Source organism: Synechococcus sp. LTW-G (genome assembly GCF_054459035.1).
In genome coordinates, this window is the sequence record NZ_JBTKYW010000001.1 from 340,988 (window position 1) to 367,788 (window position 26,801).

The following is a 26,801-nucleotide window of genomic DNA, read 5'->3' on the forward strand; positions in this document are numbered from 1 at the left end:
ATCAGGCGGACTGGTGCCGGCTGCGCTGCACGCCAACCGTGCCACCAAATCCAGGGACAGGTGCCTGGCATTTGCGCAGTTCGATCGCCATCGGCACCGGGCCGTAGAGGTCCTCGAGCAGATCCAGGATCAGGCCGCTCCAATGCTCCAAGGTCTGACAACGCAGCTGCCTGGCCTGGCGCTGCAGGGCCTGAATGGCACGGCTGTAATCCAGGGTCACGGTCACATCGTCACGGGCGGCGGCATCACTGAGGTCCCAACGGAGCTCGATGTCGAGTTCAAACCACTGACCGAATTCCCGCTCATGGGGCAGCACGCCCACATGGGCCCAAAGGCGCAGGTCCCGCACCACGATCCGATCGCTACCGCTCACAGGGGGCAATCGCGATGGCTGAAACTGCGGGCGCCGGAGGCGTAGTCAGCGGCGATGTGCCCGTCACCACGCAACAGGTAGCGGTAGGTCACCAGCCCCTCCAAGCCAACGGGGCCACGGGGCGGCAGGGTTTGGGTACTGATGCCGACCTCGGCGCCAAAGCCATAGCGGAAGCCATCGGCAAAGCGCGTGGAGCAATTGTGATAGACCCCAGCGCTATCGACACTGCGCAGGAACGTCTCCGCCGTTGCGCCATTAGTGGTGCAAATGCACTCGGTGTGCCTTGAGCCGTGGCGGGCGATGTGATCGAGGGCCTGCTGCAGGTCATCCACGACGCGGACCGAGAGGATCAAGTCGGAGTACTCCGTCCGCCAGTCCGACTCCTCGGCTGCTGTTGAAACCCCCAAAGCCTGGCTGGCGGCATCTCCGCGCAACTCCACACCAGCCTCGGCAAAGGCCGGCAGCGCCTGCTCGAGGAACGTCGCGGCGCTGCTGCGGTGAATCAGCAGGGTCTCGATCGCATTGCAGGCAGCCGGGTACTGGGTTTTGGCGTCCAGGGCAATACGAATCGCCTGGGGAACATCAACCTCCTGGTCGACATACAAGTGACAGACCCCATCGGCGTGGCCCAGGACAGGGATGCGGGTGTTGTCCTGAATGAAGCGCACCAGTTCGTTGGAACCCCGGGGAATGATCAGATCCACCAGGCCATCGAGCTTGAGCAAGGCCAAGCTTTCCTCACGGGACGTCAGCAGCTCCAGGGCCTGAGGGGAGACCGCCGAGGCCGCCAATCCGCTGCGAAGGGCGGAGAGGATCGCCGTGCAACTGCGGTTGGCTTCCCTGCCGCCCTTGAGGATGGCGCCATTGCCGGAGCGAATGGCCAACGAGGCGATCTGCATCACCGCATCGGGGCGGGCTTCAAAGATCACCCCCAGGACCCCCAAGGGAACACTGAGGCGCTCGAGCACCAAGTCGGAATCGAGCTCCCGGTGCATCTGGCACACGCCCACCGGATCCGGCAGCTGGGCCACCTGACGCACCCCTTCGATCGCGCCGGCCAGCTTGTTCGCATCCAGCTTCAGCCTGGCCACCAGGGAGGGCGCCAGGTCCGCGGCTGCCGCGGCCTCGAGATCAGCGGCATTGGCCGCGACGATCGTGCTGGCCTCAGCCTCGAGGGCATCGGCCATCGCCAGGACGGCCTGCCGTCGCTCTTGATCACTGCAACGCCCCAGGGCCATCGCAGCGGTTCGAACGCCACCAGCGCGCTGCAACAGTTCAGGCGATGGATCGGGAACGTTCACACACTTCTGGGGCTCGAGTGAGCATCATCCCAGCCGGGCTCAATCATTCAGCCGTTCCAGAGCCAAGCGAGCGGCCCCCAGTCGACCGGCCCCATTGCCAAGGGCAGCACAGCGGATCTCCAGGCCCAGGCGGCTTTCGGCCTGGACCCGCTGCTCCACCTCCACCAGGGCATAGGGCAAAAAATGGGCGCTGGCGGCACTCAAACCACCTCCGATCAGCACCAACTGGGGCGTCAGGACATAGATCAAGGAACTCAAGCCGACCCCAAGCCAACGGCCGTACTCCCGCCAGGCCTCCAAGGCCTGCAGGTCGCCCGCACGGGCCAGCTGATCCAAGGTTTGGGGGTCTTGATCCAACAGCCGGCGCAGGCCGGCAATGCTGCAGTACTGCTCCAGGGAGCCACGGTTGCCACTGTTGCAGGCGGGGCCATCGGGGTTGACGCTGATCAGTCCCGGTTCAGCGGCGGCTCCGCCTTGACCCGTGAAGAGCTGACCATTGAGCAGCACTCCTCCACCCACGCCGGTCCCCAAGGTGAGCAGCAAGACATCGCGGTAGCCGACCGCAGCCCCCCGCCAGGCCTCACCCATCAGGGCGCAGTTCCCATCGTTGGCGAGGGTCACCCGCCGGCCGAGTTGCGGCTCGAGCCATTCCGCCAAGGGCACCTGCTGCCAACCCGGCAGGTTGATGCAGACCCGAGCCACCCGGGCCTCCGCATCCATCGGTCCAGGCAAACCAATGCCCACCCTCGAGGCCCGTCGATCGGGATCAAGGGCAGCAACCGCATCGACGATTGCAGTCACTACTCCGCCGGGCATGGCCGGCTGCGGCGTGGGGCATTCCAACTCGGCCAGGAGCTCACCGCCGGTGGAGAAGCGGCCCAACTTGATGGCCGTCCCTCCCACATCCACTCCGATCAGTTCGCTCATTGGGATGGCCGCTAGAAACGGAAGAAGACCTGCATCTGGGTCTGCCAACGGGCCTCCGCATCGATGGAGGTCTGTAGTCCCAACCAGGACTTGGCCTGGTAGCCGAGGGTGACCTGGGGCGGGATGTCGCTGCGGTTGGGAGCAGCCAGCACAGAGGCGTTGAAACGATCACTCACATCCAAGCCGATGTCGGTGACGGGAACCAGCTGCGATGGCACCTGACCTGAGCGGTTGGATTCGGCGTCGTAGTTCGTCGGTAAGACGTAGGCCGGATAGATCGCGAAGGTGAGCCGCTGGCCCAGCAATTCCGTCAGGCTGCCCACCAAAGGGGAGAGCAAGGACTGTCCAACCACGGTGGCGACAGCAGCTCCAGCGTTGCCACCGACCAGACCCACCAGGGAATTGCCGCCAATCAAGGCCAGCAACCGATCCTCAGGCAATGGCGGGGTACTGGACAGGCGAATGTTGTCGACCAACTGGTCCGCAGGCCCCGTGACTTCGAGCCGCACCCGCACCAGTTGCAGCTGATCAAAGCTGTTGGGGGTCAAGGATGCGTTGTTGAAGGAGCCATTGGTGCTCCAGTCGTAGATGGTGGAGCGATTGCTGCCATCGCCAAAGGCCGAGAGGGTGTCGGACACCCGCGTGCGCAAGACGATGTCCACGTAGGGAATCAGGCCCAGGCTGGGGGTGAAGACCGCCACGTTGGGGGCATCGGGATCGAGGCTGAAGGTGGTGGTGAACAAGCCCAGGCGACCCCGCAGCAGCCGTACGACGCCACTGATCTGAATCTTGGGGTCCAGGGGGCCATTGAGGGTCAAGAAACCACCCACACCGAAGTTCAGGACGTTGGGGACTTCCACCCGCAGATCGCGGCCAAAGCGCAAGCCGAAGCGCTCAAAGCTGACGGAGCCCAAGTTTGGCAGGGCGGCCCGCAGGTCTTGGCTGCTGGAGCTCTCCAACTGACGCCCCATGACGAGCAGGGGTTTGTTGAACTCCCACTTGGACTCCAGCAGGGCAGGAACGTTGGTGGGCTTACTGGGGGCGTCTTCCGTGGCGAGCTCACCGGGCTGAACGTTGATCGCCCCGCGGCTCAGGGCGAGCTCACCGCCCAGAACGGGGCGCAGCAGGCTGCCGCCGATCTCGACGGTTCCGTCGGCGACGGCGGCCATCCGCGCCAGCTTGAACGGGGCTTGCTTAACAGTGAGATTCAGACGGCGTGCTGGCGCACCCTCACCCGAGGCAAAGAGGTTGAGATCTCCGCTACCGCTGAGCTGCCCCTTCTCGCCGACGCGAGCGCTCAGGCTTTGCATCTCCAGGGAACTGAAGTCGAACAGCAGGACCGCATCGAGATCGCGAACCGTCTGATCAGCCAGCTCCATCACCCCATTGCTGAAGCGCAAAAAGCCGTTCGCCACAGGCTGGAGCAAAGAGCCGCGCACCAGGAGCTCCAGGTCGGCGCTGCCCTGCTTCCACTGCACCGCCGAACCCGAGAGGGCCGTGAGAAAGCGCAGACCATCACCACGTGTCCCGATCCGCACTTCCAGCTGATCCGACTCTGAAGACAGAGGGATCTGTCCACGAATCTCTACCGAGTCCCTAGAACCCCCTCCTCTCAGTTGGCAGTCCAGCTTGAGAACACTTTCTGCGAGCTGAATCTCTCCTCGCTGCAGATCGAGACGCTGGTCAGCCAAATAAGCGTTCTGAAGGGCCAAATTCAGTTCAAATGCTGGACGCTGCTTGGGGCCTCCGAGGCGATAGGAACCGCGACTGGAGAGCGATCCCCGGAGACCCTCTGGAACCGGCGCGACCAATGCCAGCAGTGCCAGTGGCAGATGGGCCAGCTCAAACTCCCCCCCTTGGTTGAGGGGACCATGGAGGCGCACAACCGTCGGCTGATCCGTAAGCGCTAGATCGCGATCCGTCCCCTGAAGCCACAGGTGTCCTTGGGCCGCGAGGTCGACAAATAAACGGTCAGCGGATGGCCCCCTCAAGGTGAAGTCGGCATCCAACACCCCCCGCAGGTCCTGCAGTGCGGCTTTGGTTTGCGGCGATTGGGCCCGCTGGCGCTGACGCTGGGCTTGGGCCAGGGCCGTGAGCTGATCCGCCAGGGACTGGCCCTGGGTGTTGAACACCAGCGCGCCCAACTCAAAGGCACGACCACTTGGCGTCGGAGGGAGTCCACCCCAATGGGGGACAGCGGCCAGCAGCTCCTGCAGGGTTTGCGATTGGAGTTGGCGAGCCTCCAACCGCAGCCAGAGGGGGCCGGCCTGTTGGCCTTTGAGCTGAATGCCAACCGTTCCGTAGCCAAGGGCCGTCCATTGGCCGTCCAGGCTGAAGCGACCCTGGCGAAGCGCAGCCTTGGCTTGCAAGGAGCGACCGAACAGTCCAAGCAGCTGCGGTTGATCAACCCGGAGCTGACCGTCGAGGGACAGGGGCTTCATGGCGAGGGCCCCTTGCCCGCTCAAATAACCGGACAACGGTTGGGGGGCGGCCGCTGGCCAAAGGGCCAGGTCAAAGCCAGAGAGGGGTAAACCCTCGGCACTCCAGCGGTAGCGCTGGTTGCCCGCCGTCAGGGCGAACGCCCCTCCCGCCCTGTTGAGGCTGAGGGAGCTGAGCTGCCAGTCAGGGGTCAGCCGCGCCTGCAACACTCCAGGAACGGAGCTGTTTTCGACTTGCAGCCGCAGGGATAAGCCCTGGAAGGTCCCAACCCAGTTCTCATCAAGACCAAGCGGACCGAGCCCAGGCGCCTCCGCTTGAAGAGTGAGGTCGGGTCTAAGGCTTTGCAGGGAACCGCGGAGTGCCCCTGAGGCACTGAGTTTTCCCCGCAGCTCTGTCCCCAGCAACGCAGAGAGGCGCTCAAGGGGAAAGCGCCGAAGGTCAATCTCCAGGCCCATCGGCGTGCGCCCAAGCGGCAGCGGCCCCTGGGCCGTTAGATAGGGCGACTCGAAGCGCTCCAACCGCAGGGCCGAGGGGCGCCAGATCAGCTGGGAGCGAACCGAACCCAGCAGCGGGTTGCGCTGTTGCTCAAGCTCGAGGCTCAGTTGGGGCTTGCTCCAGGGGCCCAGTTGCTTGAGCGCAAGCTGCAGGTCCGGACGCGAGCCAAGGACAGGGCCCCAGGCCTTCTGCTGACGCGGTCCCAGGCTGAGTGTCTGACTGCGGAGCTGGAGGTTGGGCCAAAGCTGACCGCTCGCCACCAGCTCACCGCCACCCTGGCGAAGTAGCAACCGTTTCAGCTCAGCGGTTAGGCCTGCTTGGTTGCGCAGGAGGGCCTGGGCCTTCAACACCAAGGGCTGAGGGGGTTGCTTGGCTAGGGCCACACCGGCCAGCTGACCATCGAGTTGGAGCTGGAGCTCAGCCAGCGGCCCAGCGAGCGCGGCGCTGAAGCGGTGGCCCGCCTTGGGCTCACGGGCCTGGAGTTGAAGCTGAAGCTGGTTGGACCGTGCCCCCACCAGGGGAAACTCGCCCTGCAGCTGGCCGCGCCAACCACTCCAGCGCAGAGGGGAAGAGGCCAGGCGCAGCCCTTGAGGACTACAGCGCAGGTCCAAGCGAGCGGAGGTCAAGGGCTCCATTGCCCCCCCTGGCGCCCAGCGCAGATCGGTCAGATCCAGCTGTCCCTGACAGCGATTCTTTGAGGCGGTGCGCTCCAGGCGCAGCCGGCCATTGAGCCCGCCCCTGACATCGGCTTTGACCTCACCCGGAAGGAACGGCAAGAGGGAGGCGAGCTTCAGCGCCTGGGGCTGGAGCTGCAACTGCAGCCGTTGGCGTTGCCAGTCATTGCGGACCTCAACACTCAGCTGCCCCCCCTCACGGCTGCGCAGCTGAGTGTTGGTATCCAGACGACGCCGGCGCAAATCAACCGACAGGGATCCCTCCAGCGCCAGGGACGTCGGCTCACCCTTCGCCCCGTGAATACGCACCTGGGCGGGGCCGCCGCTCAAGCCATAACGCAGTGTCAGTGGGGGCGGTTGTCCCCCCGCAGGCACACGCCCCAGTTGCCAGAAGAAACCTTGGCTGTTGCGCCGCAGGTCAACGCGGGCACGATCAATTTGAAACTGCAACACCCAGCTGCGGGTCAGCAGGCTGCGCAGGGGGTCCAGGGAGACCGAAACCGCCTGGGCCTCGATCGTGGATGGGTTGTCGAGCCCCGGCTTGAAGCGACTGGCGCCGGCCGCCAGACCGAGGGGCCGCAATCCGCGATAGGGACCGAGCTCCAGGGGATGACCCATGGAGCGACTGGCGAGGAACTCGAGCCAGGGCTTTCGCAGGCCGTACTGCCAGGCCGCGACTCGATCGAGGCCAAACCAAGTCAGCGCGATCCCCGCGGCCGCCAGCAGGGCAGGCAGGGAAGAGGCCGCGGGGCCGCGCGTTCTGGGATTCCTTCGGCGGCGCGCTGGGCCCGTGGGTCTCTGGGGCTGAGAAGGCCGCAATATAAGAGTGTTTCTTGATCCAGAACATTCCCCATGCGCGCCGATCCCCTCTTGCTCACGGCTGGCGAATGGCTGGGGATTGCCGCTGGTGGACTGCTGCTGATCACCGTGGTGGCCTTTCTGGCGCGCTGGGGCTTCCGCTTCCGCTTGGTGGGCGTCACGAGCTTCACCGTCCTCCTCTCGCTGTCCTGCCTGGCCTTTGCCGTGAGCTACGCCCCAAGGCTGGTGGTGGAGGGTGCCGTCAGTGTTCCCGTGGTCTTCGACAACGGCTCTGATCTCGTCGTGGCGGCCGCACCAGCGGACCTCGCTGCCGAGACCTTTGGACCCAGCGTGGAACAGGTCGCCCGCAACCTGCGCGGCAGCGGCCGCAAGGACCCCACCGTTGAAGTCCGCCTCCGCCGGGTCGAACCCCAAGGCGATGGCGTTGATCGCCCCGTGGTGCTGGCCACCGCCGTTCGCGATTGGGGCACGGGCGACGTGACAGTGAGCGTCAACGCCAAGCGGTGAGCGAAGGCAGCCCCTATCCGCTTCCCTCCCATTTCGCCAGGGAGCAGGCTGTCCTGATCGAAGCCGGCATCCAAAGCTGGCCAGCGATTGCAGCCCTCTCCGATCGGGAGCTCGATCAGCTCTCCAGACGGGGTGGGGCGCTGGAACGCCAGCTGCGCAAACTGCGCGGTCAGGCCCAGCTGGTGGTGGAGCTCGATCTTGAGCCCTACCAAGCGGCCCTCCTGCTCTACGCGGGAATAGCCAGTCGTCAGGGCCTAGCGGCGGCATCGCCCCAGCAGCTCTTGACCCAGCTGGGCCGCCTCGAGCGCTCGCTGACCGGGATGGCCCCGGCACGCATCACACCCGCACTGATTCGAACTTGGATCAAACGGGCGCAGGAGGCCAGTCGCTCGACGAAGTGACCCCTAGCGCGCAGCGCTGTAGCACAGGCGACCTCAAATAGACCCATCAGGAGTCCTTTCAGTGACACGCCTCCGCCTTAGCGGCCTGTCCCTGGTCGCTGCAACCCTCTGTTTCATCCAGGCCGCTCCGGCGCTGGCGGACTCTGCGCTGCTGGAGTCGGTCAAGCAGAACCCCCAGAAAGCCAAGGCCCTCTGCGCAGAACTGCAGGGTCTCAACGCCAAGGGCATCTCCTACAACTCCCCTGAAGCGATAGCCCTGGTTGCTAAGCAGCAGGGTCTGAACACCACCGATGCCGAAATCCTCTCCACCTATGTGGTGGGCCTGTATTGCCCGAAAGTCCGGTGATCCAAGAGCAGCTGCGCTGCTCTGACGGCACTGCCCTGAAGTCGACCCTATGGAAGCCAGAGGGCCAAGGTCCCTGGCCCTGCCTGTTGATGCGTCAGCCCTATGGGCAGGCGATCGCGTCAACCGTCACCTACGCCCACCCCAGTTGGTACGCCAAGGGGGGCTTCGCCGTTGTCGTCCAAGACGTCCGCGGCCGCGGCGATTCGGAGGGGGAGTTCCTCGGCTTCCAGCAGGAGGCCAGTGACAGCACCGCAACCCTGCGCTGGATCCGCCAACAGCCCTGGTGCAACGGAAAGGTAGGGACCTACGGCTTCTCCTACCAAGGACTCAGCCAGCTGCTGGTCTCGGGTTCGGAGCATCTGCCGGATGCCCTGGCACCGGCCATGTGCGGCCTGGATGAACGGCTGCATTGGGCCAGCGAGGGGGGCTGTCATTGGTGGGCCCTGGGTTTGGGCTGGGCGCTGCAGCTCGCCGCCCAACGCTGCCAGCGTCAGGGGGATGGGCAAGGGTGGATCGAGATCCGCCGCAGCCTCGAGAACGGCTCCTTTCTGCATGACGGCCTGGCCTTGCTGGAGCGCTTCGACCCGATGGGCATGGGGCTGCGCTGGCTGAACAGCGACCCAGAACGGCCAGAAGGATGGATTCGATACGAGCCGCCCGAGGAGCTCTGGCAGCGGCCGATGCTCTTGATTGGCGGGTGGCATGACCCCCACCTGAGGGGTGTGCTGGATCTTTGGAGACGTTCCACGGCTGCCGGCGGATCCAGCCTGCTGCGCATTGGCGCCTGGAGTCACCTCAACTGGCAGGGGGGACTGGATCAGCTGCAGCTGGAATTTTTCCAGGAGCATCTCTGTGGACGTGGCCCAGCCGAGCCGTTGCCTGAGACCGAGCTGATGGAGGTGGGCTCCGGTGCATGGCAGCAGCGCTCACCACGGGAGTGCAGCGGCCAACGCTGGTCCCTCGCCAGCAACGGCCTCGCAGCTGAAGGGCGACTCTGCCTTGGAGCCAGCTCCACTTCAGAGGTGGTGATCGTGCATGACCCATGGCGCGCCATGGGCGGCCGAGGGGGGCACCTCGGACTGGATGCGGGCCCGGTCGATCGACGCGATCTGGATGGACGCACCGACGTGGCCTGTTTCACCACCGCCCGCTTTGATCGCCCGACCGAACTCTTCGGACAACCCCAATTGGAGCTCGAGGCAGCCTCCGATCAACCGGGTTTTGATCTGTGTGTCGCCCTCTCGCTGTGCCATAGCGATGGCCGAATTGAGCAGCTCTCAACGGGGTTCTCCCGCGTGCTTGGGGCATCAGCCCAGGTGTCTCAGCGGCGCACTGTCTCACTGCAACCGCTGCTGGTGAACGTCGAAGCAGACTGTGCCCTCAGACTCTCGATCGCCCTGGCGGCTTGGCCTCAGATCGCCGTGAATCCGGGCGATGGCTCGCAGCCCCGCTCCGGCGTAGGACCCAACCATCGCGTGATCACGGTGTCCCTCCAGCTGGACAGCTCAGCCCTCAGCATTCTTCCGATGGTTGGGGCAAACTGAGGCCCACTTTGAGCCTCTGAAATGCCGCGCCACCTGCGCCTGCTCTCCGCCGGTCTCCTGGCCATGGCGACGTCTGGCCTGATGGCAACCCCCGCGTCTGGGGAGGCGTTGTCCAATCCACAGCCCAAGGCCATTGCCCAAGGCACTGCGTTGAGCGTGGACCAGGCCCGGGCTGCTGCACTCCGCATCTTGAAGGCCGTCAAAGACGGAGATGCCAACTCCCGTTACGCCCAGTTTTCGGCTGAGCGGCAAGCGATCACCAGCCCCTCGATGATCGCGGCCACCATGCGCACCCAGCCCAAAGTGCTGGGCTACACCCTGCTGAGTGTTCGCAGCGGCATGGGCAAGAGCACCGTGGAGGCGGAACTGAACACCAGCGCCGGCAAGCGTGTGGTCTTCATGGTCCTCAATGGCGACGGCAAGCTCTCGCGCTACTACGTCGACCGGGCCGACGATGCCACCAGCCTGGTGGCCAAGAGCTTCATCGAAGCCGTGAGCACGGGGAACTTCATCACGGCCCAGAGCTTCCTCAGCCCCTCCTTCCAGGAAGAAATCACCCCTGATGCCCTTCAGCGCAAGTGGCTCGGGCTGCAGCGGATCACTGGCAACTTCGTCAACATCAACCGCGTCGTTGAGGCGGAATCGACCCCCGAGATGCGCCTGGTTTTAGTGAATGTGCACTTCAACCGACTCAGCGACAACCTCTACGTGATCCTCAACAACGAGAACCAAATCACGGGCGTCGACTTCCCCGAGCAACCTGCTGCACCCGCTGCAGCTTCTTAGGCAAAAACCCGCTTAAGCTCCCAGCCACGCTTTGCCTTGAGGTTCTGTGCTGGCTCAGCTCGAGTGGATGGTTGAAGACGGTCAGCGCCTTGCGGAATGCCGCCATGACCATCCCCATGCTGTCCTGGGACCACAGCCCCTAGACAACGGCCAATGGGTGGTCCGGGTCTGGATGCCTGAGGCCGATCGGGTTGAACTGATTGGCGCAGGCGCCCCCCAGCCGATGGGAACACCCCACCACCCCTGGGTGTTTGAAGCGGAGCTGCCCAGCAACCCCGGCAGCGGCTACCAAGTCCGGGTTCAGCGCGGCGGCATCGAACACGTCGCCCATGACCCCTGGGCCTTCCGCGACGAGTGGATGGGGGATCTCGATCGCCATCTCTTTGCCGAAGGCAACCATCACCACATCTGGCAGCGGATGGGCGCCCATGTGGTGAGCCGTGACGGGGTCGCCGGGGTGATGTTCTGCCTCTGGGCTCCGAACGCCCGCAGCGTCTCCGTGCTGGGCAACTTCAACGGCTGGGATGGTCGCCATCACCCCATGCAGTCGCGCCTGGGCGGCTGCTGGGAACTGTTCATCCCGGGGCTCAAGCCCGGCGAGATCTACAAGTACGAAATCCGCAGCCAGCAGGGGCACTGCTACCAAAAAGCTGATCCCTACGGCTTCCGCCACGAGGTCAGGCCCGATAACGGCTCCGTGGTCGAAGCCCTGGAGGGTTACAACTGGGGGGACAGCACCTGGATGCAGGAGCGGGATAACCGCAATCCCCTCGACCAGCCGATCTCTGTCTATGAGATGCACCTGGGCAGCTGGATGCATGCCAGCGCCGATCAGCCCTACATCGAGGCCGATGGCACAGCACGCCTGCCCGTGCCCGCCGCCGACCTCAAGCCCGGCGCGCGCCTCCTGACCTACCCCGAGCTAGCCGATCGGGTGATCCCCTATGTGAAGGAACGGGGCTTCACCCACATCGAATTGATGCCGATCTCGGAGCATCCCTTCGATGGATCCTGGGGCTACCAGGTCACGGGTTGGTATGCGCCCACCAGCCGCTTTGGCCGGCCCGATGAATTCCGGGCCTTTGTGGATCGCTGCCACGCCGAAGGCATTGGCGTGATTCTCGATTGGGTTCCTGGGCACTTCCCGAAGGATGCCCATGGCCTGGCCTTCTTTGATGGCGCCCACCTCTATGAGCACGCTGATCCCCGCATCGGTGAGCACAAGGAATGGGGAACGCTGATCTTCAACTACAGCCGCAACGAAGTCCGCAACTTCCTTGTCGCCAACCTGATCTATTGGTTTGAGCAGTTCCACATCGATGGCATCCGCGTCGATGCAGTGGCCTCGATGCTCTACCGGGACTACCTGCGTCCCGATGGCGAGTGGATTGCCAATGAGCACGGCGGGCGGGAGAACACCGAGGCGGTTCAGTTCCTCCAGCAGGCCAACCACGTGCTCTTCCAGCACTTCCCTGGGGCCCTCTCGATTGCCGAGGAATCGACCACCTGGCCGATGGTGACCAAGCCCACGGACATGGGCGGTTTGGGGTTCAACCTCAAATGGAACATGGGCTGGATGCACGACATGCTCGATTACTTCGAGCTCGACCCCTGGTTCCGCCAGTTCCACCAGAACAACGTCACCTTCTCGATCTGGTACGCCTACACCGAGAACTTCATGCTCGCCCTGAGCCACGACGAGGTGGTGCACGGCAAGAGCAACCTGCTCCACAAGATGCCTGGGGACGACTGGCAGAAGTTCGCCAACACCCGGGCACTGCTGGCCTACATGTGGACCCATCCCGGCAAGAAGACCATCTTCATGGGGATGGAATTCGGTCAAAGGGCCGAATGGAATGTCTGGGGTGACCTGCAGTGGGATCTGCTGCAGTACGAGCCCCATCAAGGCCTGCAGTGCTTGGTGGATGACCTGAACGTCTTCTACAAGTCACAACCAGCTCTCTGGCGGGATGACTTTGAGGAGTACGGCTTCCAATGGATCGACTGCAATGACAACCGTCATTCAGTCATCAGCTTCATGCGCCGGGAGAGCACGACCGGCCAATGGTTGGTCGTGGTGGCGAACTTCACCCCGCAAAGCCACTCGCACTACCGGGTGGGCGTGCCGCTGAGCGGCTTCTACACCGAGGTGTTGAACACTGATGCCGCCCGTTATGGCGGCAGCAACCTGGGCAACCTCGGCGGCAAGTTCACCGACGAGTGGGGCATTCACAGCTACGAGAACTCCCTCGATCTCTGCCTGCCCCCCCTGTCGGTGCTGGTCTTCATGCGGGATGAGAAGCGCAGCCAGGAGGGCCAGGCTGCCGGCGAGACTGAAGTTCATGACGATGCGGCGGAACCCGGCGCCTGGAAGGCCTCAATCGGGGGTCTGCTCGGGTAGGTTCCAAGGCCCCTTCGCTGGTCCTCATGTCTTCCAACGCCCCTCTGCTGCTGCGCGCCGCCCGTGGTGAGCAGGTGGAGCGTCCTCCGGTCTGGATGATGCGCCAGGCCGGCCGGTACATGAAGATCTACCGCGACCTGCGCGACAAATACCCCAGCTTCCGCGAGCGCTCGGAGAACCCGGATCTCTCCTACGAGATCTCGATGCAGCCGTTCAACGCCTTCAAGCCCGACGGCGTCATCCTCTTCTCCGACATCCTCACGCCCCTGCCCGGCATGGGCATTGACTTCGACATCATCGAGAGCAAGGGCCCCCAAATCCAGGACCCCATCCGCTCGATGGCCCAGGTGGAGGCCCTGACTCCCCTGAACCCGGCTGAGACCATGCCTTTTGTGGGTGAGGTGCTTGGCCGCCTGCGCCAAAGCGTGGGCAACGAGGCTGCCGTCCTCGGCTTTGTCGGTGCCCCGTGGACCCTGGCGGCCTACGTCGTTGAGGGCAAGAGCAGCAAGAACTACGCGGTGATCAAGGCCATGGCCTTCCGCGAACCCCAGATCCTGCACAAGTTGCTGGATCACTTCGCCGAGTCGATCGCCAACTACCTGCGCTTCCAGATCGATTCCGGTGCACAGGTGGTGCAGATGTTCGACTCCTGGGCCGGTCAGCTGAGCCCAGCTGACTACGACACCTTCGCCGCGCCCTATCAAAAGAAGGTGGTGGACCTGGTCAAGCAGACCCACCCCGACACCCCCTTCATCCTCTACATCTCCGGCAGCGCTGGCGTGATTGAGCGGATGGCCAAGACCGGTGTGGACATCGTCTCCCTGGACTGGACCGTGGATATGGCTGAAGGCCTGGCCCGCATGCCCGAGCACATCGGTGTTCAGGGCAACGTGGACCCCGGCCTGCTCTTCGGCAGCCAAGACGCGATCCGCGATCGCATCGACGATTGCGTGCGTAAGGCCCGCGGCCGGAAGCACATCCTGAACCTGGGTCACGGCATCCTTCCTGGAACCCCTGAAGAGAACGGTCAGTTCTTCTTCGAAGCCGGCAAGTCCGTGATGGACCGCCTCGGAGCTGCGGTTTGAGTTCGGCCCCCGCACGGATCCTGATTACTGGGGCCAGCGGCTGCGTTGGCCAGCACATCGCTGATCTGCTCTACCGCGAGAGCGACGCCGAGCTGTTGCTCTGGCTTCGCGATCCCAGCAAGCTGACCGCCGTCCCGGCCAACGATCCGCGCATCACCCTGTTGGTGGGCGACCTACGCGATGTGGAACCCCACCGCGCCCAGATCGCCTCGGCCACCCGCATCATCCATACCGCCACCGCTTGGGGCGATCCCGAACGGGCCCAACAGGTGAACGTGGTGGCGGTGAAGCAGATCCTGGCGGCCACCAATCCAGAGGTGCTGGAGCAGGTGGTCTATTTCTCCACCGCGAGCATCCTCAACAAGGACCTGAAGCTGCTGCCGGAGGCGATGCCCTACGGCACCGAATACATCCAAACCAAAGCCCAGTGCCTGGAGCAGCTGGAGCAGCATCCCTTGGCCCAGCGCATCGTGGCGGTGTTCCCGACACTTGTGTTTGGCGGACGGGTGGACGGCGGCGGCAAATTCCCCACCAGCTACCTGACGGCCGGACTGAAGGAAGGGTCCCGCTGGCTCTGGCTGGCCAAGTGGCTGCGGGCCGAGGCCAGCTTCCACTTCATCCATGCGGCCGACATCGCCCGGGTTTGCGTGCACCTGGCGACCCATCCCCATCAGCCCAATCCAGAGGTCGGCCAGGGTGCCGTCCGACGCTTGGTGCTGGGACAGCCGATGGTGACGGTGGATGAAACTGTCAGACGCCTCTGCCGCTGGCGCCGCGCCTGGTACCCACCATTTGGCCTGGATCTCCAGGGTTGGCTGATTGAAGGCCTGATCAAGCTGCTGCGGATCGAAGTGAATGCTTGGGATCGTTTCTCGATCCGCCAGCGGCACTTTGTCCACGACCCGATCAGCCCTCCGGAGCGCTTTGGCTTGGTGAGCCATGCGCCCACGCTCGAGGCGGTCTTCGAGGACGCCGGGCTGAAACACCGGGGCTAATCACAACAGGAGGTTTCAAATGTTGCGAACCTCTGCAGCAAACGCGACGAGGGCCACTTCGGCCTCTTAATTTGGCCAGGTTGCACGAGCTCAGATGCGCCGTCTCCTCTCCCTGATTGCCCTTTGCCTGGCGCTGGTGCTGGGTGCTTCCCCCAGCTTCGCCGCTGATGCCGACCACGGCGCTCAAATCTTCTCCGCGAACTGCGCTGCTTGCCACATGGGCGGCGGCAACGTGGTGAACGCCGAGCGCACCCTCAAGAAAGAGGCCCTCGAGTCCTACCTCGCTAACTACAGCGCTGGTCACGAAGAGGCCATCCAGTACCAGGTCACCAATGGCAAGAACGCCATGCCCGCCTTCGGCGGCAAGCTGAGCGAAGGTGACATCGCTGACGTCGCTGCCTACGTCGAGTCCCAGAGCCAGAACGGCTGGGCCTGATCTCTCAGACCCCACAGACCAAACCGCCCCTCCGGGGGCGGTTTTTTTTTATGCCTCCTAAAGGCGAGAGCCGTTGCCATACAAGGCTGAGCGCGCGAGGGTGAACGATGCGCAACAGCCAACGCCATGGGCAACCGCACAGGCCACGACAGGAGCAGAACGACTCAAGAGCAATCGGTCGTGGACTTTCTCAAGCGCTCGAAACTCTCCGCGATTCCACCGCTCAGAAATGCAGCTGACGGTGGTACGGGCAGCGCTCAACAAACAGCTGAGCGGCACTTGATTCAGGACTGAGCCAGAGCACGCCGGGCGTCAAGCACCTCGAGATAGAGCGCCTCATCCACCTCGCGGATGTCGTATTCACTCGGCAGGCAACCGTGCTGATGGCGATGCACCACAAGCCAGCAATTGCGCTCAGGGTCGCGGGCTGTGCCGTCGAAGCTGAAGGACTCCTGGGCTAACCGCTGCACCAATTCAGACCGGGAGGGTTCTTGCTCTGCTGAATCGACGGGCATCTCGGCGTGTCTTGACCAGACTGGAGTCACTGGACCCAGCCATGATGGCGAGAGAGAGAGCCTGGCCGCTACTGCTGCTGAGCCTGACGCTGCTGGGGACGACGGTCAAAGCCCAGTCCAGCACTAATTTCGCCCCACTCGAACTGATTCAAGGAGGGGGAACAGCGGCGGCGATTGGGCCGAATGCGCTGCGCGTCCTTGAGGCCAAGCGCTGCCGACTGGTGGTCAACCCCGAGCTGCCAGCACTCCAACCCCTACGGATCGCACCGAGTGCCGTTGCGGCGAAAAACCGGCTGGGCTGTCTGTCCCCTGCGGATGCGATCTACGGGGCCGACGGCTGCCCGACCAGGCTCTGCAGCCAGACCAGTGGTGTCTTGACCCTGCCCGCTGACCAATAGAGAAACACTGGACACACTGAGGAGGACTCCTCTCATTCCGCAGCAACGGTCATGTTCAAGTCGCTGGTGAAGACCTCTGTGCTGGTCGCAACGACCGCTGTACTCAGCAGCCTTCCTGCCCTCGCCCAGGTGAGCGCCGCCAACGTCCGGGCCCTCAATTCCGCCCGCAACTGGGCTGTGGATAACAACGGTGGTCTGAGCGTCTATCGCCCCGCCGCCTGCATGTTCAACACCGGTGATGGCGGCGGCAGCTGCCTGACGCAGAACAACAACCAGGGCTTCCGCTTCAAATTCCTCGGCGGTGCACCCGGCTGGCAGCAGCAGGGCACTCCCGCCACCACGGAAACCGAGATCCAGATCTCAAGCGATGGCCGCACGGTCAGCAACGTCATCTACAACGGCTCGCCCCGCTGATCGGAAAACCGTCCGGAGCGGACGGCCTGCATCCCTGAGGGGTGGAGGACCGAAGCTTGAACTTCGGTCCTCCTCTCCTTCAAAGCCAAACAATCGCCATACGGTTTGGTTACCACCCAGTTGAGGGAGGACCGCCATGCATCCCACCGCCGAACTGTTTACCGAGAAAGCCTGGGCCTCAGTTGTTGCAGCGCAGCAGCTCGCGCAGCAGCGCCGGCAGCAGCAGATGGAAAGCGAGCATCTCTTCGCCGCGCTCCTGGCTCAACAGGGTCTGGCCAATCGGGTGCTCGAGAAGGCCGGGGTGGATGTGGGAACCCTCAGCCAGACCATCGAGGCCTACATCGAAGGGCAGCCATCCCTGAGCTCTGCGCCTGAGAACGTCTATCTCGGCAAAGGACTCAACAGCGTCCTGGATCAAGCCAATGGCCTCAAGGAGTCCTACGGCGATAGCTACATCGCCATTGAGCATTTACTACTCGCCCTGGCGGGTGATGATCGCTGCGGCAAACAACTGCTCAAGCAAGCCGGCAGCGATGCTGCCCAGCTCAAAGAGGCCGTTCAGGCGATTCGCGGATCCCAGAAAGTGACAGACCAGAACCCCGAAGGCACCTACGAATCCCTGGAGAAATACGGCCGCGATCTCACCCAGGCGGCCCGCGATGGAAAACTCGATCCGGTGATCGGTCGCGACGAGGAGATTCGCCGCACGATTCAGATCCTCAGCCGCCGCACCAAGAACAATCCCGTCCTGATCGGTGAACCCGGCGTTGGCAAAACGGCAATCGTCGAAGGGCTCGCCCAACGGATCGTCAATGGAGACGTCCCCCAGGCCCTGCAGAACCGTCAACTGATTGCCCTGGACATGGGGGCCCTGATCGCCGGGGCCAAGTACCGCGGTGAATTCGAGGAGCGGCTCAAGGCTGTGCTCAAGGAGGTCACGGCCTCCGAGGGACAGATCGTGCTGTTCATCGACGAAATCCACACCGTGGTGGGCGCCGGTGCCAGCGGTGGCGCCATGGATGCCAGCAACCTGCTGAAGCCGATGCTCGCCCGCGGTGAGCTTCGCTGCATCGGGGCCACCACCCTTGATGAGCACCGTCAGCACATCGAGAAGGACCCGGCCCTGGAGCGCCGCTTCCAGCAGGTCTTTGTCGATCAACCCACAGTTGAGGACACCATCTCGATCCTGCGCGGCCTGAAGGAGCGCTACGAGGTGCACCACGGCGTGCGCATTGCTGACAATGCCCTGGTGGCTGCTGCTGTCCTCAGTAGCCGTTACATCGCTGATCGCTTCCTGCCGGATAAGGCCATCGACCTGGTGGATGAATCCGCCGCGCGCCTGAAGATGGAGATCACCTCCAAGCCGGAGCAGATCGACGAACTCGATCGCCGCATCCTGCAGCTGGAGATGGAGAAGCTCTCGCTCGGACGTGAATCCGATGCCGCCAGCAAGGACCGGCTGGAGCGGCTGGAAAAGGAACTCGCGGACCTCAGTGAGCAGCAAAGCGCCCTGAATGCCCAGTGGCAAAAAGAGAAAGGCTCCATCGATGAGCTCAGCTCAATCAAAGAGGAGATCGAGCAAGTGCAGCTGCAAATCGAGCAGGCCAAACGCAGCTACGACCTCAACAAGGCCGCCGAGCTGGAGTACGGCACCCTGACGGGTCTGCACAAGAAGCTGGCCGCCAAAGAACAGGAACTCACGGGCGAGGGCGATGACAAGTCGCTCCTGCGTGAGGAGGTCACTGAAGACGACATCGCCGAGGTGATCGCCAAGTGGACCGGGATTCCTGTGGCCAAGTTGGTGCAAAGCGAGATGCAGAAGTTGCTGCAGCTCGAGGATGAACTGCACACCCGAGTGATCGGCCAGGAGCAGGCCGTGACCGCCGTGGCTGACGCCATCCAACGCTCCCGCGCTGGTTTAAGCGATCCCAACCGCCCGATCGCCAGCTTCCTCTTCCTCGGCCCCACCGGTGTGGGCAAGACCGAGCTCTCCAAGGCCCTGGCCTCCCAGCTGTTCGACAGCGAAGAGGCGATGGTGCGCATCGACATGTCCGAGTACATGGAGAAGCACACCGTCAGCCGTCTGATCGGAGCGCCTCCGGGCTACGTCGGCTACGAGGAAGGCGGACAACTCACTGAAGCCGTTCGCCGCCGGCCCTACGCCGTGATCCTCTTTGACGAGGTGGAGAAGGCGCACCCCGACGTCTTCAACGTGATGCTGCAGATCCTCGATGACGGTCGCGTCACCGATGGCCAGGGGCGCACGGTGGATTTCACCAATACCGTCCTGATCCTGACCAGCAACATCGGCAGCCAGTCGATTCTTGATCTCGCCGGTGATCCCGCTCGCCACAGCGAGATGGAAGCACGAGTCAATGAGGCCCTGCGCGGACACTTCCGCCCCGAGTTCCTCAACCGACTCGATGAGTCGATCATCTTCCACAGCCTCAAGCAGGAGGAACTGCGGCAGATCGTGGAGCTGCAGATCCAGCGGCTGGCCAAGCGCCTAGAGGACAAGAAGCTCGGGCTGCAGGTCAATGCCGATGCCCTCGACTGGCTCGCCGGAGTTGGCTATGACCCCGTCTACGGCGCCCGCCCGCTGAAACGCGCGATCCAGAAGGAGCTGGAGACCCCGATTGCCAAGGGGATCCTCGCGGGGCAATTCAGCGCCGGGCACGACGTGGCCGTCGACGTAGAAGGCGAGACATTGCGCTTCCAGCAGGTGGACCCCAGCAAGCTGCCGCTGTTGGTCTAAGTCCCTCGAACTAGCCGGGTTGGAGCGCAATCCCCATGTTGCGCTCCAACCAATCGGCCAGAACCAGCAGTCCCCACTGGCGCGCCCAGGGCCTGAGGTCGACCCGCCGCGAGGCCGCCTTGAGATCCAGTTCAGGGAGACCGCTACTAGCCGATGGCGAGCGCAACCATTCGTCAAAGGGAATCACAAACCCACGCTTGGGGGCGTCCTGCAGAACCGCCGTCACCTCCGGGAAGGAGTCCCGGAGCAGTTGCTTCCCCTGGGCCAAGCGCTCTGAGGCGGCGATGGGCGCGAGAGCCTCAAAGAGAGCGACGTCGACCAGCGGCACCCGAAGCTCCAGCGAACTCGCCATCGAGAGGGCATCGCTATCGCGCAGCAGCATCGCTCCCATGTAGCTCGACGTCTCGAGCCAGGCGATCTGATCAGCGAGACTAGTCGCCTCCAACCCCTCATGCAGGGGAGGCGTTGATGGAGCGGGGAGATCCCAAAGCTGAATTAAACGGGAGGCCTCGCGGGCTGAAAAAATCGTGCGCATGCAGCGGTGGGCCGCGGGCACACCGGGCGGACTGGCCAGGTAGTCCGAGAAGCGCTGGAGCTTGGCACGCTTGATGGGCCGAATGAGCTGGGAAGCAGCCCAGGCGGCCGGTCCGAGCCGTTGACGCAGCGCCAATAACTTCGGAACGGTTTGGAACAGCGGGTAGCCGCCGAAGAGTTCATCGCCCCCCAAGCCACTCATCACCACCTTCAATCCGGCATCGGCCGCCTCAGCTGAGACGCAGTAGGTGTTGAAGCCATCGGTGCTGGGTTGATCCAGGGCATCGAAGAAAGCCGGCAGATGGGACCAGGCCTTGTCGCGTCGCAACAACAGACGGCGATGGTCGGAACCAAAGCGTTGGGCCACCTGCTCGGCGAGGGCACTTTCATCGAAAGCCTCCTCTTCAAAACCGATCGAGAGGGTCGTCAGCCGTTGGTCAGAAGCCGCCAAGATCGCCGATGAATCCAGGCCGCCAGAGAGGAACAGACCCACGGGCACATCCGAGACCATGTGCGCTTCGACGCTCTCCTTAACGGCCCTGCGTGTTCGCTCCACCAAGGCGCCATAGGTGTCGCCCTTCTCCTCACCAAAGCGGGGTTGCCAAAAGCGTTCAATCGTCAACGCGCCGTTGGACCAATGGGCCAGATGGCCGGGGGGCAGGGCGTTTAATCCTTCGACCAAGGTCCCGAGCTGGGGAACGCAGCCGAACATCAGGTAGTGCTGCAGCGCCTCCCCATTGAGTTCACGAGGAATTGATCCGCTCCGCAGCAGCGCCCGCACCTCCGATGAGAACAGCAGGCGTTGGTCTGACGATCGGTAGAGATAGAGCGGTTTGATCCCAAAGGGATCCCTGCCCAGTAGGGCGCTCTGGCGCTCCTGGTCGAACAGGCAGAAGGCAAACATCCCGCGCAATCGGGGCAAGACTGACGCCCCCTCACGGATCAGCAGCCGCAGGAGCACCTCGGTGTCACCCGTGGAGACAAAGGTCTCACCCTCGGCCTCCAGCTCGGCGCGCAGGGTTTTGTAGTTGTAGATCTCACCGTTAAAAACCAGCCGATAGCGCCCGCAGGGGGACTGCATCGGCTGGTGCCCCGCCGGGGAGAGGTCCTGAATCGAGAGCCTGCGGTGGATCAGGGTGCAGGTCGGGCTCTGCCAAATCCCGGCGTCGTCGGGACCGCGATGGACCAAGAGTTCAGCGATGCGCTCGGCTTGGGCGCGAGGCATGGTCTCGGCCGATCCACGCGTGAGTTCGCCTGCCAATCCGCACATGCGAGGCGCCCCTCAGTGGAGTGAATCTACGGTCAAAGCAACGCGCTGATCCGCTGCGCCAACTGCCGATCGAGGTTGGAGAGCCCACCGGTGTCATGGGTGGTGAGATCGACGACAACCCGGTTCCAGACATTGCGCCACTCCGGGTGATGGCCCATCGCTTCGGCGAACAGGGCCACCCGGCTCATGAAGCCAAAGGCCTCGTTGAAATCTGCAAAGACCAACTCTCGGTGCAGCTTTCCATCCACCAGGCTCCAGCCGGGCAACTGCTGCGGCAGCTGATCAATCTCAGCCGGAGTCAGCGGAACAGCAGCCATCAGCAACCCATCCAACAGCCCTCAGCCTGGCGCGGCTCAACCGAAGCGGTAGTGCTTGCGTACAGGCTGATGCACATCCCAGTGGCAGGAGAGACCGGCCGCAAAGGTGACCAGATCACCGGCACCAAAGCGCACCGGTTCACCGCCCTCGGGGGTCACCGTGACATCCCCCTCCAGTAGCAGACAGATTTCCTGCTCGTCGTAGGTCCAAGGGAAGGAGCTGATCTCGCAGCTCCAGATCGGCCACTGCTCCACCCCCAAAGCCTCGAGCTGGGCGCGTTCAGGCCCATGGACGACGCTGATTAATGAGGCCATCAACTGCTGCCAGAACTGGGGCCATTCTCAAGGGCCAGATCGTGCAAGCGATCGATCAGCAGATCAATATCCGTGTCCTCCTCAGGCTCCGGTGTGGTCTCCCTGCGGCGCCGCACCTCCTCCGCCAGTCGCTCGGCATTGCGCCGCGCCAACTGGGTTGAAGGCGAGAGGTCCCGGCCACGCAGGGATGCCAGTTCCGCCTCCAGCGTCTCCACCCGCTGTTGCAGGCGCGTCAGCGCGAGGGTCAGTTCCTCAAGAGAAAGCGTCATCACTCACTCCCCAACCAGATGGGCTGCGACCCGCCTGCACTGGGGCCTCGAACGGTGCTCCCAGAGGTAGACCGCCTGCCAGATGCCAAGCAGCAACTCCCCATCCACAACACTCAGGGAGAGGGTTTGGCTGGTCAGCGCCGAGCGGATGTGGGCGGGCATGTCGTCAGGCCCCTCGTCGTCATGGCGATAACGGCGCAGGGAATCCGAGCCATCCAAGGCGCCATGGGCGACCTGAGGAACAACCGCCTCCATCCAGGCCGCTAGGTCATCGAGAACCCGCGGATCGGCATTCTCATTAATGGTCAGGCTGCAGCTGGTGTGGAGAGCACTCAGATGCAGGACGCCCTGTCGCAGGCCCGTGGAGCGAATCCAGCGGTTCAGCTCAGGGTCGATGCGCAAAAACCCCTTGCCGCTGCTGTTGAACTCGAATTGCTCGAGCGCCTGCTGCAAGCCCATCACTGATCCAGCGCAACCCGGCTCCAGTCAAAGCGATCAGCCACGGAGAGCCGGGGCCATCGTTCAGGCTGGGCCGATGACGACAGAGCTCACACTCCTCTACGACGGTGGCTGCCCGCTCTGCCTGCGGGAGGTGAATTTCCTGCGAAAGAGGGATCAGCACTCCCATCTGGCATTTGTCGACATCAACGCCAGCGACTACAGCCCGGAGCAGCACCAGGGCATCAGCTACCGGCAGGCCATGGGGCGCATCCATGCCATCCAGGGCAATGGAACAGTTCTGCGGGACGTCGCGGTCTTTCGCGAGGCCTATCGGCTGATCGGCCTGGGCTGGTTGTACGCCCCGACGGCCTGGCCCATCGTCGGACCGTTGGCGGACTGGGCCTATGGACTCTGGGCCCACTGGCGCCTTGCCCTCACGGGACGCCCGAACCTGGATCAACTCTGCAACTGCCGCCTAGAAGCGACGGCGGATCAGACGCGCTGAGACGCGGGTATCCAACAGCAGGGTCAAGAGCCCCACCATCAGCGAGAGCATCGCCACAACGAACAGCGGCACAACGATCGCCGTGAGGTCAATCACGGCGATCGCACTGACGAAGGTGACCGCCACCACGGCTGCCACCAGCACGCCTGTTGTGGTGACCGCTTCGCTGGCTCGGGTCAGCAGGGTCATCCGCCGCTTCAACAACGCCAGATCCATGGCTTCGTCGCGGATGCTCTGCAACCGCTGGGCCCGGTCCAGCACACGGGCCAGGCGGTTACTGATCACACTCAACAGGCCCGCGATGGCCGTCAGCAGAAACACTGGGGCCACTGAGAGCTGAATCGCCTTGGCCAAGCCGAGCATCGGTGAGCCAGCTCCGGGATCCATCGTCAGCCACATCGACAGGTCCACCTAAGCGAGGCGAGACAAAACTGCCAACCTGGCGGCAACCACTCACCGCCCCGTGACCCAAATCAACAGCAGCTACAGCGGGGACCTGCGTTGTGCCTCGCTGCACGCTCCATCGGGCTCCGCCCTGGAAACCGATGCCCCAACCGACAACCAAGGCAAGGGCGAGCGCTTCTCACCAACCGACCTGGTGGCGACAGCTCTGAGCACCTGCATCCTGACGATCATGGGCATCGTCGCCGAACGTCACGACTGGGATCTCAAGGGATGCACCGCCCGGGTGGAGAAGGTCATGACCAGCGAGGCCCCGCGCAAGATCGCCCAGCTCGAGGTCTGGATCGAACTACCGGCCCACCTCGATGAGAAGGCCCGAAAGGTCCTGCGCAAAGCCGCTGAAAACTGCCCGGTCAAATTGAGCCTTGAAGGAGCTGTGGCGATGCAGCTCCACTGGAGCTGAGGACAGTGCCTAGGGTCGCGCCCAGAGCCGGGCATTCCCTTGAGCGCAGGACAGGCATACGCACAGCTTCGCGATCACCTGCACACCACCCAACTGCTCGGAGGGATTCAGAGCACGCTCTACTTCGACCAAAACACCGCCATGCCGCCGGGTTCGGCCCACTGGCGCGGCGAGCAGCTGGCCCTGCTGGCGCTGCAGCTGCACGAGCGGCAGACCTCAACGGAATACGCCGATCTGCTGGCCAATGCCGAGGCCGAAGCAGGAGCCCAGGCCAGTCACGAGCAGCAGCGCAACCTCCAACTGTTGCGCCAGCAATGGGAGCGGCAGTCCCGCCTGGATCCTGCCCTGGTGGGGCAACTGGCCCAGGCCCAGGCCCAGGGCTACGCCTTCTGGCAAGAGGCGAAGCGCGACAACGCCTTCGCCCGCTTTGCCCCGGCCCTCCAATCCCTGATTGATCTGCGGCTCGAGCAGGCACGCCAACTGGCTCCGGCCGAACGGGATGCCTCGGGCCAGGAGCGAAGCCCCTGGGAAATCCTGGCCCAACCCTTTGAACCGGACGTCAGCAAAGAGGCGCTCAGCCGCTGGCTGCTTCCCCTGCGCAACGAGCTGCCGCCGCTGCTTGAGCGAGCCCAGGCGCTCCCCAAGGGCAGCACTGAGCGCTGGGATCTCAGCGACCAATCCCAGGAGAGCCTCTGCGATCAACTGCTGCAGGAGTGGGGGTACAACCCTCAGCGCTGCTGCCGGGCCCGCTCACCCCACCCGTTCTCCAGCACCCTGGGGCCGGATGACTTCCGGATCACCACCCGCGTCGTCGAGGGACAACCCTTCTCAGCCTTCCTGGCCACCGCCCATGAATGGGGGCACAGCCTCTATGAACAGGGACTGCCGCGCACGGGGGATCACTGGTTCCCCTGGCCCCTGGGGGAAGCCACCTCCATGGCCGTTCACGAAAGCCAGAGCCTCTTCTACGAAAACCGACTGGCCCGCAGCCAGGCCATGGCCTGCCGCTGGCATCCGCGTTTCGCCCAGGCCCTTGGCCAGGATGTCTGGGGGAGCAGCCAGGGGTTCTGGCGCGATCTCAATCCGATCGCTCCGGGATTGACCCGGGTGGAGGCCGATGAGGTCAGCTACGGCCTGCACGTACTGCTGCGCTACGAGCTCGAGCTCGCACTACTGGAGGGGGGGATGTCCGTTGAGGAGTTGCCCAGTGCCTGGAACCGGGCCATGAAGGAGCTCCTCGGCATCGAGCCGAGCAACGACCGAGAGGGCTGCCTGCAGGACGTGCACTGGAGTGAAGGACTCTTTGGCTACTTCCCCTCCTATGCCCTGGGACACCTGATCAGCGCCCAGATCAGCGAGACGATCGAAGGGCAGCTCGGTCCGATCGAATCGCTACTAGAAGCGGGCGATGACGCAGCGCTGGGCCTCTGGCTCAAACAGCAGGTGTATCCCCTGGGGCGCAGTGTCAACGCCATGCAGCTGGTGGAGCAGGTTTCAGGCTCCCCCTTAAGCCATCACCCCTTCCTCCGCTACCTGCAGCAGAAGCTCGAACGACTCGCCGCATAAAGAAACGGAACAAAGGTGTGCAAACGCTGACCGTTGCGCTCTGATGGGCCTGCGCGACAGGAAAGAGATGGCAAATCAATTCCCCCGCAGGGCCAGTTTCGATCTCTCGCCCCAGCAGCATGGGCAGAGCGTTAACAGCCAAGCCACCAACTCTGCCGGTGCGGAAGCAACCAGGCGCAGTGAAGACGAGCGCTTGGTCAATGAAAACCTAAGCCGGATCTTGCAGTCCTCCAGCTATCAGCTGGCCCACGCCGATGAGGGACTGCTCTCCAGCGCGGAGATGCGCGGCGTCCGCATGTTGCTGGAAATCACCAAGCCACAGCAAATCCTTGAAGCCGAGGGCGTTGAGTCCACCATCATCATTTTTGGTGGGGTGAACATCATTGAGCGCTCCGCTGCCGAGGGGCGACTGGCCGCCGCAGAAGCCGAACTCGCCCGTAACCCCAACAGCGGCCCACTGCAACGGCAGTTGAGACGCAGCCAGACCCAGTTGGAGTTCTCGCGGTACTACGACGCGGCCCGTGAGTTCAGCCGGCTGGTCTCGGCGGACCAACAGGCCGGTCATCACAACCATGTGATCGTCACCGGTGGCGGCCCCGGAATCATGGAAGCGGCCAACCGCGGTGCCTTCGATGCCGGTGGACGCTCGATCGGTCTGAGCATCAAGCTCCCGGGGGAACCAGAGCCCAACCCCTACATCAGCCCCGAGCTCTGCTTTCAGTTCAATTACTTCGCCCTACGCAAGTTCCACTTCGTCAAACGCTCGGCCGCTGCAGTCCTCTTCCCCGGCGGCTTCGGCACCCTTGATGAGCTGTTTGAAGTCCTGACACTCCGCCAGACCGCGATCAAGGGTCAGATGCCCGTCATCCTCTTTGGAACGGAGTTTTGGCAACGGCTGATTGATTTCGACTACCTGGCGGACTGCGGGCTGATCCGCGAGGAGCACCTGGAGCTCGTCAGGTTCACCGACTCAGCGCAAGAAGCCTGGTCCTGGATCCAGGCCTGCCAAGCCCAGCAGGATCACGAAGATCTGAGCTCCGAGGCGCTCGCGGCCTAGGCCAAAGGCCGGTTCCGGGAACTCCGTAGGATGCCGCCCATCCTTAAGGCC

27 protein-coding genes are annotated in these 26,801 nt (G+C 63.7%); 16 read left to right on the forward strand and 11 right to left on the reverse strand.

Features of this window, described 5'->3' with window-relative positions; translation table 11 throughout:
- Position 1 precedes the first annotated feature (1 nt).
- From folB to ACXIQ9_RS01850, 4 genes are all read right to left on the reverse strand, one after another.
- On the reverse strand, positions 2-373 hold the full coding sequence (gene folB / locus ACXIQ9_RS01835; protein ID WP_459015230.1) for a dihydroneopterin aldolase: 372 nt from the start codon (positions 371-373) through the stop codon (positions 2-4).
- Positions 370-1,644, reverse strand: coding sequence for a glutamate-5-semialdehyde dehydrogenase (locus tag ACXIQ9_RS01840; protein WP_459015232.1), 1,275 nt, complete (start codon positions 1,642-1,644; stop codon positions 370-372). Before ACXIQ9_RS01840 ends, folB begins: the two co-directional genes overlap by 4 nt.
- 69 nt (positions 1,645-1,713) lie before the next feature.
- Complete coding sequence (locus ACXIQ9_RS01845; RefSeq protein ID WP_459015234.1) at positions 1,714-2,601, reverse strand: ROK family protein; 888 nt, start codon at positions 2,599-2,601, stop codon at positions 1,714-1,716.
- An 11-nt stretch (positions 2,602-2,612) separates the two neighbouring features.
- Complete coding sequence (locus ACXIQ9_RS01850; protein WP_459015785.1) at positions 2,613-6,170, reverse strand: translocation/assembly module TamB domain-containing protein; 3,558 nt, start codon at positions 6,168-6,170, stop codon at positions 2,613-2,615.
- Between the two features lie 891 nt (positions 6,171-7,061).
- On the opposite strand from ACXIQ9_RS01850, the gene ACXIQ9_RS01855 reads away from it, so the two are divergent.
- From ACXIQ9_RS01855 to petJ, 9 genes are all read left to right on the forward strand, one after another.
- A complete protein-coding gene (locus tag ACXIQ9_RS01855; RefSeq protein ID WP_459015236.1) occupies positions 7,062-7,535 on the forward strand; it encodes a DUF2518 family protein in 474 nt (157 codons plus the stop codon).
- Positions 7,532-7,936, forward strand: a complete 405-nt coding sequence (locus ACXIQ9_RS01860) for a DUF4332 domain-containing protein (RefSeq protein ID WP_296420810.1) — start codon at positions 7,532-7,534, stop codon at positions 7,934-7,936. Before ACXIQ9_RS01855 ends, ACXIQ9_RS01860 begins: the two co-directional genes overlap by 4 nt.
- A 61-nt stretch (positions 7,937-7,997) precedes the next feature.
- Positions 7,998-8,282 carry a hypothetical protein gene (locus tag ACXIQ9_RS01865; protein WP_459015239.1) on the forward strand — a complete coding sequence of 95 codons (285 nt, stop codon included), beginning with the start codon at positions 7,998-8,000 and terminating at the stop codon, positions 8,280-8,282.
- Positions 8,264-9,826 (forward strand): CocE/NonD family hydrolase, encoded by a 1,563-nt coding sequence (locus tag ACXIQ9_RS01870; protein WP_459015241.1) that lies wholly within the window; start codon positions 8,264-8,266, stop codon positions 9,824-9,826. Before ACXIQ9_RS01865 ends, ACXIQ9_RS01870 begins: the two co-directional genes overlap by 19 nt.
- A gap of 21 nt (positions 9,827-9,847) precedes the next feature.
- Complete coding sequence (locus ACXIQ9_RS01875; protein WP_459015243.1) at positions 9,848-10,612, forward strand: DUF3887 domain-containing protein; 765 nt, start codon at positions 9,848-9,850, stop codon at positions 10,610-10,612.
- A gap of 67 nt (positions 10,613-10,679) precedes the next feature.
- Positions 10,680-13,013: a 1,4-alpha-glucan branching protein GlgB gene (glgB, locus tag ACXIQ9_RS01880; RefSeq protein WP_459015245.1), complete on the forward strand. Its 2,334-nt coding sequence runs from the start codon at positions 10,680-10,682 to the stop codon at positions 13,011-13,013.
- A 26-nt stretch (positions 13,014-13,039) separates the two neighbouring features.
- Positions 13,040-14,098: a uroporphyrinogen decarboxylase gene (gene hemE / locus ACXIQ9_RS01885; RefSeq protein WP_459015247.1), complete on the forward strand. Its 1,059-nt coding sequence runs from the start codon at positions 13,040-13,042 to the stop codon at positions 14,096-14,098.
- Complete coding sequence (locus ACXIQ9_RS01890; protein ID WP_459015248.1) at positions 14,095-15,093, forward strand: NAD-dependent epimerase/dehydratase family protein; 999 nt, start codon at positions 14,095-14,097, stop codon at positions 15,091-15,093. Before hemE ends, ACXIQ9_RS01890 begins: the two co-directional genes overlap by 4 nt.
- A 94-nt stretch (positions 15,094-15,187) precedes the next feature.
- On the forward strand, positions 15,188-15,529 hold the full coding sequence (gene petJ, locus ACXIQ9_RS01895) for a cytochrome c6 PetJ (RefSeq protein WP_010316724.1): 342 nt from the start codon (positions 15,188-15,190) through the stop codon (positions 15,527-15,529).
- 284 nt (positions 15,530-15,813) lie between these two features.
- Here petJ and ACXIQ9_RS01900 read toward each other — a convergent pair whose 3' ends face one another.
- A complete protein-coding gene (locus ACXIQ9_RS01900; RefSeq protein WP_459015251.1) occupies positions 15,814-16,044 on the reverse strand; it encodes a hypothetical protein in 231 nt (76 codons plus the stop codon).
- 44 nt (positions 16,045-16,088) lie between these two features.
- Between ACXIQ9_RS01900 and ACXIQ9_RS01905 the strand changes: the two genes are divergently transcribed.
- From ACXIQ9_RS01905 to clpB, 3 genes are all read left to right on the forward strand, one after another.
- On the forward strand, positions 16,089-16,442 hold the full coding sequence (locus ACXIQ9_RS01905; protein ID WP_459015252.1) for a hypothetical protein: 354 nt from the start codon (positions 16,089-16,091) through the stop codon (positions 16,440-16,442).
- A gap of 51 nt (positions 16,443-16,493) precedes the next feature.
- Entirely contained in the window at positions 16,494-16,856 is a 363-nt protein-coding gene (locus ACXIQ9_RS01910; RefSeq protein WP_459015254.1) for a hypothetical protein, read from the forward strand.
- 136 nt (positions 16,857-16,992) lie between these two features.
- The gene (clpB, locus tag ACXIQ9_RS01915; RefSeq protein WP_459015256.1) at positions 16,993-19,611 is read left to right on the forward strand and encodes an ATP-dependent chaperone ClpB; all 2,619 of its coding nucleotides are present in this window, start codon (positions 16,993-16,995) and stop codon (positions 19,609-19,611) included.
- A gap of 10 nt (positions 19,612-19,621) precedes the next feature.
- Here clpB and asnB read toward each other — a convergent pair whose 3' ends face one another.
- From asnB to ACXIQ9_RS01940, 5 genes are read right to left on the reverse strand one after another with little or no spacing between them, the layout of a single operon-like run.
- Entirely contained in the window at positions 19,622-21,415 is a 1,794-nt protein-coding gene (gene asnB / locus ACXIQ9_RS01920; protein ID WP_459015258.1) for an asparagine synthase (glutamine-hydrolyzing), read from the reverse strand.
- Positions 21,416-21,447: 32 nt separating this feature from the next.
- Positions 21,448-21,732 (reverse strand): 4a-hydroxytetrahydrobiopterin dehydratase, encoded by a 285-nt coding sequence (locus ACXIQ9_RS01925; RefSeq protein ID WP_459015260.1) that lies wholly within the window; start codon positions 21,730-21,732, stop codon positions 21,448-21,450.
- Between the two features lie 36 nt (positions 21,733-21,768).
- On the reverse strand, positions 21,769-22,047 hold the full coding sequence (locus tag ACXIQ9_RS01930) for a cupin domain-containing protein (protein WP_459015262.1): 279 nt from the start codon (positions 22,045-22,047) through the stop codon (positions 21,769-21,771).
- Positions 22,047-22,316 (reverse strand): hypothetical protein, encoded by a 270-nt coding sequence (locus tag ACXIQ9_RS01935; protein ID WP_459015264.1) that lies wholly within the window; start codon positions 22,314-22,316, stop codon positions 22,047-22,049. The genes ACXIQ9_RS01930 and ACXIQ9_RS01935 overlap by 1 nt, the downstream gene beginning before the upstream one ends.
- 3 nt (positions 22,317-22,319) lie before the next feature.
- Positions 22,320-22,775 (reverse strand): secondary thiamine-phosphate synthase enzyme YjbQ, encoded by a 456-nt coding sequence (locus tag ACXIQ9_RS01940; protein ID WP_363155230.1) that lies wholly within the window; start codon positions 22,773-22,775, stop codon positions 22,320-22,322.
- Positions 22,776-22,851: 76 nt separating this feature from the next.
- On the opposite strand from ACXIQ9_RS01940, the gene ACXIQ9_RS01945 reads away from it, so the two are divergent.
- Positions 22,852-23,262 (forward strand): thiol-disulfide oxidoreductase DCC family protein, encoded by a 411-nt coding sequence (locus ACXIQ9_RS01945; protein ID WP_459015266.1) that lies wholly within the window; start codon positions 22,852-22,854, stop codon positions 23,260-23,262.
- Here ACXIQ9_RS01945 and ACXIQ9_RS01950 read toward each other — a convergent pair.
- A complete protein-coding gene (locus ACXIQ9_RS01950) occupies positions 23,233-23,649 on the reverse strand; it encodes a DUF2721 domain-containing protein (RefSeq protein ID WP_459015268.1) in 417 nt (138 codons plus the stop codon). The genes ACXIQ9_RS01945 and ACXIQ9_RS01950 overlap by 30 nt on opposite strands.
- 76 nt (positions 23,650-23,725) lie before the next feature.
- Between ACXIQ9_RS01950 and ACXIQ9_RS01955 the strand changes: the two genes are divergently transcribed.
- Genes ACXIQ9_RS01955 through ACXIQ9_RS01965 form a run of 3 tightly spaced genes read left to right on the forward strand, consistent with a single transcriptional unit; the run spans position 23,726 to position 26,750 of the window.
- Positions 23,726-24,127, forward strand: a complete 402-nt coding sequence (locus ACXIQ9_RS01955; RefSeq protein WP_459015270.1) for an OsmC family protein — start codon at positions 23,726-23,728, stop codon at positions 24,125-24,127.
- 39 nt (positions 24,128-24,166) lie between these two features.
- Complete coding sequence (locus tag ACXIQ9_RS01960) at positions 24,167-25,693, forward strand: carboxypeptidase M32 (RefSeq protein ID WP_459015272.1); 1,527 nt, start codon at positions 24,167-24,169, stop codon at positions 25,691-25,693.
- Positions 25,694-25,736: 43 nt separating this feature from the next.
- A complete protein-coding gene (locus ACXIQ9_RS01965) occupies positions 25,737-26,750 on the forward strand; it encodes an LOG family protein (protein WP_459015274.1) in 1,014 nt (337 codons plus the stop codon).
- Positions 26,751-26,801 lie beyond the last annotated feature (51 nt).

Bases quoted from the DNA above. Each gene is read 5' to 3' on its own strand.
- ACXIQ9_RS01845 (WP_459015234.1), bottom strand. From the start codon at position 2,601: ATGAGCGAACTGATCGGAGTGGATGTGGGAGGGACGGCCATCAAGTTG.
- ACXIQ9_RS01850 (WP_459015785.1), bottom strand. From the start codon at position 6,170: ATGGAGCCCTTGACCTCCGCTCGCTTGGACCTGCGCTGTAGTCCTCAA.
- ACXIQ9_RS01855 (WP_459015236.1), top strand. From the start codon at position 7,062: ATGCGCGCCGATCCCCTCTTGCTCACGGCTGGCGAATGGCTGGGGATT.
- ACXIQ9_RS01875 (WP_459015243.1), top strand. From the start codon at position 9,848: ATGCCGCGCCACCTGCGCCTGCTCTCCGCCGGTCTCCTGGCCATGGCG.
- glgB (WP_459015245.1), top strand. From the start codon at position 10,680: ATGGTTGAAGACGGTCAGCGCCTTGCGGAATGCCGCCATGACCATCCC.
- hemE (WP_459015247.1), top strand. From the start codon at position 13,040: ATGTCTTCCAACGCCCCTCTGCTGCTGCGCGCCGCCCGTGGTGAGCAG.
- petJ (WP_010316724.1), top strand. From the start codon at position 15,188: ATGCGCCGTCTCCTCTCCCTGATTGCCCTTTGCCTGGCGCTGGTGCTG.
- ACXIQ9_RS01900 (WP_459015251.1), bottom strand. From the start codon at position 16,044: ATGCCCGTCGATTCAGCAGAGCAAGAACCCTCCCGGTCTGAATTGGTG.
- ACXIQ9_RS01905 (WP_459015252.1), top strand. From the start codon at position 16,089: ATGGCGAGAGAGAGAGCCTGGCCGCTACTGCTGCTGAGCCTGACGCTG.
- ACXIQ9_RS01910 (WP_459015254.1), top strand. From the start codon at position 16,494: ATGTTCAAGTCGCTGGTGAAGACCTCTGTGCTGGTCGCAACGACCGCT.
- clpB (WP_459015256.1), top strand. From the start codon at position 16,993: ATGCATCCCACCGCCGAACTGTTTACCGAGAAAGCCTGGGCCTCAGTT.
- asnB (WP_459015258.1), bottom strand. From the start codon at position 21,415: ATGTGCGGATTGGCAGGCGAACTCACGCGTGGATCGGCCGAGACCATG.
- ACXIQ9_RS01925 (WP_459015260.1), bottom strand. From the start codon at position 21,732: ATGGCTGCTGTTCCGCTGACTCCGGCTGAGATTGATCAGCTGCCGCAG.
- ACXIQ9_RS01930 (WP_459015262.1), bottom strand. From the start codon at position 22,047: ATGGCCTCATTAATCAGCGTCGTCCATGGGCCTGAACGCGCCCAGCTC.
- ACXIQ9_RS01935 (WP_459015264.1), bottom strand. From the start codon at position 22,316: ATGACGCTTTCTCTTGAGGAACTGACCCTCGCGCTGACGCGCCTGCAA.
- ACXIQ9_RS01940 (WP_363155230.1), bottom strand. From the start codon at position 22,775: ATGGGCTTGCAGCAGGCGCTCGAGCAATTCGAGTTCAACAGCAGCGGC.
- ACXIQ9_RS01945 (WP_459015266.1), top strand. From the start codon at position 22,852: ATGACGACAGAGCTCACACTCCTCTACGACGGTGGCTGCCCGCTCTGC.
- ACXIQ9_RS01950 (WP_459015268.1), bottom strand. From the start codon at position 23,649: ATGGATCCCGGAGCTGGCTCACCGATGCTCGGCTTGGCCAAGGCGATT.
- ACXIQ9_RS01965 (WP_459015274.1), top strand. From the start codon at position 25,737: ATGGGCCTGCGCGACAGGAAAGAGATGGCAAATCAATTCCCCCGCAGG.